At 64.6% G+C, this 291-nt stretch carries 1 protein-coding gene; it reads left to right on the forward strand.

The genetic code is table 11. The features are described 5' to 3' along the window. Positions 1–291, forward strand: a 291-nt coding sequence (locus HA052_RS27255; protein WP_206119085.1) for a beta-barrel domain-containing protein, incomplete at both ends; no start/stop codon positions are given.

Genomic DNA, 291 nt, shown 5'->3' on the forward strand with positions numbered 1-291 from the left:
GCGAACAAATGCGCCAATACGGCGAAGACCAAAAAAAGACCGGCCAACGCCAGGCGCTGACCCGGCTGACCGCGCCGGTGGCCGGCAGCGTGCAGCAACTGGCCATCCACACCGTGGGCGGCGTGGTTACCGAAGCCCAGCCGCTGCTGGCCGTGGTGCCGCAAGACGAAACCCTGGAAATCGAAGCGCAGATCGAAAACAAAGACATCGGCTTTGTGCGGCCGGGGCAGGCGGCCACCGTCAAAGTGGAAAGCTTCCCCTACACCCGCTACGGCTACCTGGACGGCGTGG

The organism is Chromobacterium fluminis (assembly GCF_011602385.1).
Taxonomy (GTDB): Bacteria; Pseudomonadota; Gammaproteobacteria; order Burkholderiales; family Chromobacteriaceae; genus Chromobacterium; species Chromobacterium fluminis.